General features: G+C 66.2%; 7 protein-coding genes. 5 read left to right on the forward strand and 2 right to left on the reverse strand.

The genetic code is table 11. The features are described from left to right. Positions 1-50 precede the first annotated feature (50 nt). Complete coding sequence (locus QQL24_RS00750) at positions 51-2,882, forward strand: phospholipase D-like domain-containing protein (protein ID WP_284309966.1); 2,832 nt, start codon at positions 51-53, stop codon at positions 2,880-2,882. A gap of 156 nt (positions 2,883-3,038) precedes the next feature. On the opposite strand, the gene QQL24_RS00755 is transcribed toward QQL24_RS00750, so the two are convergent. Then, on the reverse strand, positions 3,039-3,485 hold the full coding sequence (locus QQL24_RS00755) for a nucleoside deaminase (RefSeq protein ID WP_284309967.1): 447 nt from the start codon (positions 3,483-3,485) through the stop codon (positions 3,039-3,041). 135 nt (positions 3,486-3,620) lie between these two features. Here QQL24_RS00755 and QQL24_RS00760 point away from each other — a divergent pair, with 135 nt between their 5' ends. Continuing rightward, the gene (locus tag QQL24_RS00760; RefSeq protein ID WP_284309968.1) at positions 3,621-6,083 is read left to right on the forward strand and encodes a pseudouridine synthase; all 2,463 of its coding nucleotides are present in this window, start codon (positions 3,621-3,623) and stop codon (positions 6,081-6,083) included. A 114-nt stretch (positions 6,084-6,197) separates the two neighbouring features. Beyond that, positions 6,198-6,758: a 16S rRNA (guanine(966)-N(2))-methyltransferase RsmD gene (gene rsmD, locus QQL24_RS00765; RefSeq protein ID WP_284309969.1), complete on the forward strand. Its 561-nt coding sequence runs from the start codon at positions 6,198-6,200 to the stop codon at positions 6,756-6,758. A gap of 161 nt (positions 6,759-6,919) precedes the next feature. Here rsmD and QQL24_RS00770 read toward each other — a convergent pair whose 3' ends face one another. Further along, positions 6,920-7,192 (reverse strand): hypothetical protein, encoded by a 273-nt coding sequence (locus tag QQL24_RS00770; protein WP_284309973.1) that lies wholly within the window; start codon positions 7,190-7,192, stop codon positions 6,920-6,922. Here QQL24_RS00770 and QQL24_RS00775 point away from each other — a divergent pair. Together QQL24_RS00775 and QQL24_RS00780 are read left to right on the forward strand one after the other, a co-directional pair. Next, positions 7,124-7,324, forward strand: a complete 201-nt coding sequence (locus QQL24_RS00775; protein ID WP_284309972.1) for a hypothetical protein — start codon at positions 7,124-7,126, stop codon at positions 7,322-7,324. The genes QQL24_RS00770 and QQL24_RS00775 overlap by 69 nt on opposite strands. Next, positions 7,261-7,524, forward strand: a complete 264-nt coding sequence (locus tag QQL24_RS00780) for a hypothetical protein (protein WP_284309974.1) — start codon at positions 7,261-7,263, stop codon at positions 7,522-7,524. The genes QQL24_RS00775 and QQL24_RS00780 overlap by 64 nt, the downstream gene beginning before the upstream one ends. Positions 7,525-8,072 lie beyond the last annotated feature (548 nt).

An 8,072-nucleotide genomic window follows, 5' to 3' on the forward strand; every position in this document is an offset into this window, starting at 1 on the left:
TATATTTTACACTCGCCAGTAATAGAAGTCCTTGCCCTTGGAGGCTCTGGATGACGCGCGAGGAAACCGAGGATTTCGTGCGGCGCCTGCTCTGGCGCAACCCGGATCTCAAGAGTCATTACGCATCTTTGCTTGGGCCACCGGCGCCGTCCGGTTTTGAAAGCTTGGAGCCGGTTCTGGAGAGGGGCCCGGCCGGCCCGGGCGGGGTGGATATCCTCGATACCATCCGGCGCGCCAATCCGAGTGCTCTGGAGGCGATCGTCGACCAGGAGCGTCCGGTCTTCTTCGCCTTGCCGCCGAAGGATGGCGCGCCGATGTCCTTCGACATCGACGATGCGGCGATCCTCGGGCCGGAGGCGGGGAAGCTACGCGACGATCTTGGCGTCTGCCGCAGTCGGATCGAGCCGCTGCTGACGCGCATCGGCCGTATCGACATCGAAGGCTTTGCCAGCATGCCCTTCGTCGGCACCGGCTGGATCGTCGATGACGGCATCGTCGCCACCAACCGGCATGTCGCCGAGCTCTTCGCCCGCCAGGGCGGCGAGGGGTTTGCCTTCCGCATCGGCTCCGATGGCGAGCCCTTGTCGGTGAGCCTGAACACCGGCCATTTCCGTAACGGCGCGGATGGAGGCGTGAATCTCCCGATCGCGAGCGTGCTCTATATCGAGCCGGAGGCAAGTGCGGTCGACATCGCCTTCCTGAAGCTTTCGGCGAAGGCGCCGATCGGCGCGCTGTCACCGCTGCCTGTCGCAGAAGAGGCGGCCGATCCCATGCGGCCGCTCTGCGCCATCGGCTATCCCGCCCGGGCCCCGGCTTCGGTGATCCCGGACCAGGCGTTGATGCAGCAGCTCTATCGCGGCTCCTACGACGTCAAGCGCCTGGCGCCGGGCTATCTCATCGCCGAGAGCGACGAGCGCCTGAGCCATGACTGCACCACTTTGGGCGGCTCCTCCGGCAGCTGCGTGGTGGCAATGGCCACCGGCGAGGTCGTCGGCCTGCATTTTGCCGGCATCTACATGAAGGAGAACCAGGCTGTTCCGGCGCGCATCCTCCGCGACTACGTGAAGGGCAAGCTCTGGCTGCGCCCGCCGGTGCTGGAGACCAGCAAGCCCGTGCCGCCACTGCCCGTGATATCGCCGCCGCCCCAGCCGCAAAGCGCCCCGGCGCCCGCGGGCGACACCGTCGTGACCGTCACCATCAGGATCGCCGGCGGCGGGCAGGTAACCGTGGACGGTCCCGCGCCCGGCGGCGTGGATATCGAGGCGGCCGTTACAGCCTTCCTGGATGCCAATCGTCACGAGGCCGTCCTGGCCGGGCGTGTCGGTTACCTCGATGAGGACAGCCGCATCGGCGATACGTCCTGCATCGCCATCTCAGTGAAACCGGCGCTGTTGGACGAAGCGAGGAAGAACTGGCCGGCTAGTTTCCAGGGCCATCCTGTGCGCTATGAAGCGGCTGATGTCGGCGAACAGCTCGAGGCCTATGCCGCCCTGGAGGCCGTGGGCGGCATCGCCTATGACGACGAGGCGCGCCAGGGGCCGGACTTTACACTCGCCCAGATCGTCGAGCCGATGACGGTGCGCGCCCATGTCAGCCCGGAATATGGCTTCGAGGAGCTCACCGCCTTCCTGCAAGGCAGCGGCGAGCACCAGCTCGTCTCCGCCATGTACGAGTTCAAGGGCGCGGCCATCGCCGATCTCGTCGGCGAGGCGCTCGACAAGGGCGCCTCCATGGCGCTGGCGCTCGACAATGTCACGCTGCCGGCTCCGCAGGCAGGGAGCGCGACTTCGGCCCCGGAGGCAGCTTCCGTCCTCGAATTCGAGGCCGCGCCGCGCTTCGAGGCCTGGCGAGCCCGCCATGGCGAGCGCTTCGATGTCGTCACCGTGCCGGAAGGCCCTGGCGGCCTGATCATGATGGCCTATCACATCAAGGTCACCGTGCGGGACGACGACTGGCTCTGGCTCTCCTCGGGCAATTGGAAGAACACATCGAGCCAGCCCATCGTCAGCCAGGAACAGCGCGACAATGCCGCGAACAAGGACCTGCCCGGCAATCGCGACTGGCATGTGGTGATGCACAGCCCGGGCCTGGCAACGCGCTTCCGCAGCCATATCCGGCAGGACATCAAGCGTTCGCGCGAGCTGGCTGCCCGCAAGGAAGCGGCCGCCTTGCCCGAGCCGATGATCCTGGTGCCCGACATGGCGCTGGAAGCCGCTGTTGAGGAGCGCCGGCCGCCGTCCCGCATCCTGGCGCCGCTGGTGGTGACGAGCACGGTGAAGGCGACCCCGGTCCTCACGCCTGACCTCGATGGCCGCGTCTACACCGATGCCGTGCTGCGCCTGATCCGCTCGGCCAAAAGGAGTCTTTGGTTCCAGATTCCCTATATCGGCATGCGCCGCGATCCGCGGGTGCATCGCGGCAATATCGACGAGTTGATCGATGCGCTGGTCGAAAAGCTGATGACGCTCGAGGAGGCCCGTGTCTTGCTGCGCACCGGCAATCGCGAGTTCTCCGACAACCGCCACGTCGCCTGGTATTTCAAGTCGAAGGGCGTCGATGTCGAGAACCGCCTGCGCGCCATCGACAACCATCACACCAAGGGCATGGTGGTGGATGGCGAGCGCGTGTTGATCGGCAGCCATAATTGGAGCGGCCAGGGCGTCAGCGTCAACCGCGACGCCTCGATCATCTTCGAGAACGGCGATCTCGCCCGCTACTATGGCGATGCGCTGGATATCGACTGGCAACGCGCCAATCCGGTCAGGCCGGTGGAATTCGTGAAGAAGAAGCCCCAACTCTTGCCGCCCTCGCAGGCCGTGACGGAGAGCCCCGGCTATCGGGCGATGACGCTCAGCGCCTATCTGGCGGCCACGGATGATTGAGGGGATTGGAAGGCGAGAGAACCGCTACCCTGTCATCCCCTTCCCTCGCTCTCTCTCGTTTCGCTCGCGAGAACACTCACACGCAAAGCTTGTGAGGATACGGGCGGGAATGACAAGGCGGTGGTTCCGGCGCCCTTCGCGTCCCAATCGACACTCCTACCGCCGCCTCTCCCTGAAAAATCCCTGGAGCAGCTCCCTCGCAGCCGTCGCGTCGATGCCCGAATAGACCTCCGGCCGGTGATGACAGGTGGGGGAGGCGTAGAATTGCACGCCATTTTCCACGGCGCCGCCCTTGGGATCGTCGCAGCCGAAATAGAGGCGGCGAATGCGGGCGAAGGAGATTGCCGCCGCGCACATCGGGCAGGGTTCGAGCGTCACGTAGAGATCGGCATCGATGAGCCTTTCGCTGCCGAGCACTCGCGCGGCGGCGCGGATGGCCAGCATTTCCGCGTGGGCGGTGGGGTCGCGCAGCTCCAGCGTGCGGTTTCCTTCGCGCGCCAGCACCACTCCGTCCTTGACGACGACCGCGCCGACGGGTACCTCCCCGCGACCTGCGGCCGCACGTGCTTCCTCCAGCGCCAGTTCCATGATCGAGCGCTTCATCTCGTGACATGCCGCCTTTTCTGCCAAAGCGTTTTGCGATTTGACGGGATCGCCCCAAATCGCAAAACGCGTAAAATGAAGAGCTAAAGCAGAGAGGCGCTATCGCCTAGACGCGCTTTGCTCTAGGAGCAACAGATGTCCGACGATAAACGATCTGGCGGCGACGCCCGCAAGCCCCCCCGTGGCGGCAAGAAGCCTACCGGGGCCGGCGAAGGCCCCCGCCGTCGCGGCGTCACCGGCGATTCACCACCGCGCCGTTCTTTCCGTGACCGCGAGGAAGGCGAGGGCCGGCCGCCTCGTGCCGCGCGCCCGGCCCGTTCCTTTGCCGAGAACAATGACGGCGAGCGCCGCCCCAGCCGCTTCAAGCCACGTGAAGGCGAGGCTTCCGAAGCTCGCCCGCCGCGCAAGACGTTCCGCGACCGGGATGCCGGCGGCGAGCGCCCCTTCAAGCCGCGCCCGTCCTTCCGCGATCGCGACGAGGGTGGCGAGGCGCCGCGCCGTCCCTTCCGTCCGCGTGAGGACCGCGAGGGCGGCGAGGCACGTCCGCGTCGCTTCGAGGATCGTGGCGAGCGTGGCGGCGACCGTCCCTTCCGCCCGCGCACCGATGCGCAGCGCGGCGACAAGGAGGAGCGACCCTTCCGTGCCCGCCGCGACGATCGCGAAGGTGGGCGCGAAGGCGATCGGCCCTTCCGTCCGCGTAGCGACGCCCCGCGCGGCGACCGGGAGGAGCGCCCCTTCCGCGCCCGGCGCGAGGATCGCGAGGGCGGACGCGAAGGCGATCGCCCCGTCCGCGCTCGCCGCGTCGATACCGCCTTCGAACCGCGCGAAGGTCGTTCGTCCTTCGAGCCGCGCTTCGATGAGCGCCGCGAGAACCGCCCGGAGCGTCCGGCGCCGCGCCGCGCCGAGAAGCGGTCGCAGCCGCGCGAGGACGCCGTCAAGCAGGTTCCGGCCGCCGAGGCCGAATTCGCCGGCGATCGCGTCGCCAAGGTCATCGCCCGTGCCGGTCTTGGCTCGCGCCGGGACGCTGAGGCCTGGATCGAGGAAGGCCGGGTTGCCGTGAATGGCGAGGTGCTGACCAGCGCCGCCCGCAACGTGCTGCCCACCGACAAGGTTACCGTCGACGGCAAACTGCTGCCCAAGCGCGAGCGTACGCGCCTGTGGCTCTATCACAAGCCTCGCGGCCTGGTGACCACGGAGAAGGACCCCGAGGGCCGCCCAACGGTGTTCGAGAATCTCGATCCCTCGCTGCCGCGCGTGATGTCGGTTGGCCGTCTCGACATCAACACCGAGGGCCTGCTGCTGCTCACCAATGATGGCGGCCTCGCCCGCCAGCTCGAACTGCCCAAGACCGGCTGGTTGCGCCGCTACCGCGTGCGCGCCTTCGGCGAAACCGACCAGGTCCAGCTCGACAAGCTCTTCGAAGGCCTCACCATCGATGGCGTCGATTATGGCCGCATCGAAGCCAAGCTCGACAAGGAGCAGGGCTCCAATTCCTGGCTGACGCTCGGCCTGCGCGAAGGCAAGAACCGCGAAGTCAAGAATGTGCTGGGCTCCATCGGCCTGGAAGTGAATCGCCTGATCCGCGTTTCCTACGGCCCCTTCCAGCTCGGCGAACTTGCCGAGGGTGCGGTGGAGGAGGTGAAGACCCGCGTGCTGATCGACCAACTCGGGCCGGACCTGATCGCCGAGGCTGAATGCGAATTCGAGGCGCCCGCCTTCGAGCGCGGCGAACTCGCCCCCAAGCCGGTCGAGAAGCCTGCGAAAGCCGGCCGCGGCTTGCGCGTGAAGGCCGAGGAGGGCGGCAAGGAGCGCGTGATTCGCGGCAGCCTCGTCGAGGATCGCCACGGGCGCCGCGTGCTGGTGCAGCGCGTTGCCGACGTGCCAGAGGACAAGCCGGCCAAGCGCAGCAAGCGCCCCGGCTTCCGTGACCGGGATGAGGGCGGCGAGCGTCCCTTCAAGCCGCGCGCCTCCTTTCGTGATCGCGACGAGGGTAGCGACCGTCCGCGCAAGCCTTTCCGCGAGCGTGCGGAGGGCGGCGAGCGTCCGTCCAGGCCACGTCCGGCGTCTCGCGATGGCGACGAGGGGGCCGAGCGCCCGCGCCGTAGCTTCCGCGAGCGCTACGAGGGGGACAAGCCACCCTTCAAGCCGCGTCCTTCCTTCCGTGACCGTGAGGAAGGCGGCGAGCGTCCGCGCAAGCCCTTCCGAGCGCGCGAGGGCGCCGAGGACCGCCCCTTCAAGCCGCGCCCGGCCCGTCGCGAGGGCGAGGAGGGCGAGCGTGCCTTCAAGCCCCGCCCGAGCTTTCGCGACCGCAACGAAGGTGGTGGCGACAGGCCGTTCAAGCCACGGCCGGCCCGCCGCGAGGGCGAAGAGGGCGAGCGTCCCTTCAAGCCGCGCCCAAGCTTTCGCGACCGCAACGAAGGTGGTAGCGACAGGCCGTTCAAGCCACGCTCTCCTTCCCGCGACCGGGACGAGGGCGGCGAGCGTCCACGCAAGCCTTTCCGTGACCGTGAAGGTGGCGGCGACCGGCCCTTCAAGCCGCGCGCCGGTGGCAAGCCCGCTGGCAGCAAGCCGAGCGGTGGCCCGCGGCGGGGACGCTAGCGCGTCTTATCCTTCAGGCCGAATCACCAAGAATCGCAAAATGCTCTCGATGCCAATGCGCTTACTTGAAAATCCGCTCCTACCTGAACGCATTTTGCTTTAACGGCTCCCTCCATGCGCATCATCGGCGGGCAATTTCGCGGCAAGCAACTGGCGACACCGAAGTCGGACTCGATCCGTCCGACCTCGGATCGCCTGCGCGAGACCTTGTTCAACATCCTCGCCCATGGCTATGACGACCCCGTGCGCGATGCGCGCGTGATCGACCTCTTCGCCGGCACCGGTGCGCTCGGTTTCGAGGCCCTGTCGCGTGGTGCCCGCTTCGCCACCTTCGTGGATGAGGGGGCAGAAGCCCGCGGCGTCATCCGCACCAACATCGAGGCGATGTCGCTCGGCGGCAAGACGCGCCTGTTCCGGCGGGACGCCACCAAGCTCGGCGCCATCGGGCCGACCGAGCGCTATTCGCTCGCCTTCCTCGACCCGCCCTATGGCAAGAACCTCGCCTCCCTCGCCCTTGCCAGTCTCGCCGATGGCGGCTGGCTGACCAAGGGCGCGCTCTGCGTGGTGGAGGAGGCGGCCGATGCACCGCTGCAGGCGCCTGCCATCTTTGCTCTGGCTGATCAGCGTGACTATGCGGGGACACGGCTGAGCTTCTTTGTGCATGAGCAAGGATGAGATGGCTCGCTTTCGACGGCGCGCATTCTGCTACGATCGAGCGATCTAGCTGCTCTGTCCCGGAACGTCGCAGCGCTATTCTGACATGTGAGTCGGAGGATGCGCCGTCGCGGGCCTTGTTCACGGCAACGCCTGCCGCTCGCCCCGGAGCGCTATTGTGTTTAAAGCGTTTTGCGATTTGCCGGACTCGGCAAGAATCGCAAAGACGCGTCGAAACAAAGAGTTAGAGCAAAGCGGCGTTTGCGCCTGAACGCGCTTTGCTCTAGCACATCCGCAAGTCGCTTGATGCCGAGGCCATGCACGAGGCGGCGCAGGGCCTGCTTGGCCATCACGACGGCTCCCCCGACTGCCAGGCCCAGAGCCTGATGAAGACACTCGATCAACTCGACGTCAGGCGCGTTGGGGCCGCCGCGCGCTTTTTCCTGCACAATCAAGTGCGCTCGATGGTCGGTTCGTTCCAGCGCATGGGGGCCGACGACTGGAGCAAGGCCGCCTCCTCGCCATGCTGGAAGCCCGCGACCACACCCGCTGTGCCGCCCTCGCCCTGCTGTGCGAACTCTACCTGACAGGTGTCGACTACCGAGTCATTCCTCGCGACCAGCAATCTTGCCCGCGCTCTGTTCAGCATCTCAAGCCGGCTGCCCCTGAGAATGAACGCAAGCACCTCGCGGTGGATCTGGAATGCCTGGCTGTGATCGAGGGGGAAAAGCAGATCTGCGGCGACGTGAACGACGGACGCGGCTTCATGCGGCCCGCGCTGGATTGAGAGGCAAGTGCCAACTTCTCGCGCCGTTACGCATCGGCGCAGATTCCTAAACGTAACACGAGCCTAGCTGCAGCGCTGTGCGAAATTACACACGCGTTCAACACCATGCGTGCCACCTTATTACCTAAGGGAATGTTCCAAAAAACAAGAAAATATCCACCAACTCTCATGCTCAATGAATCATGGAGGAAAAAATGACTAGATTTTCTTTCGCCTCAATACTTCTAACGTCTAGTATTCTTGCTGCGCCCTTCTTCTTTAGTGGTATCTCCGCTACGACGGCTGACCCTTTGGAGCATCGAAAATGCCCAAGGCCTTATCACCAGGAGCGACTAAAGAAGAAGAGCTATAGCAGATGCCCAATATTGGGCCGTGGTAGCGATCTTTCCGCGCTTCAGGCTCTTTATCATGAGTCGGGCGGCACGCAGGGTGGCGACTCTCACGGCGGTGGCAGCGGCGGTAGTGGCGGCGGTGGTAGCGGCGGCGGCGGTGGCGGTCGCAGTGGCGGCGGCAGCGGCAGCGGCGGTGGCGGTAGCGGCGGTGGCGGC

Source organism: Labrys miyagiensis (genome assembly GCF_030160835.1).
Taxonomy (GTDB): domain Bacteria; phylum Pseudomonadota; class Alphaproteobacteria; order Rhizobiales; family Labraceae; genus Labrys; species Labrys miyagiensis.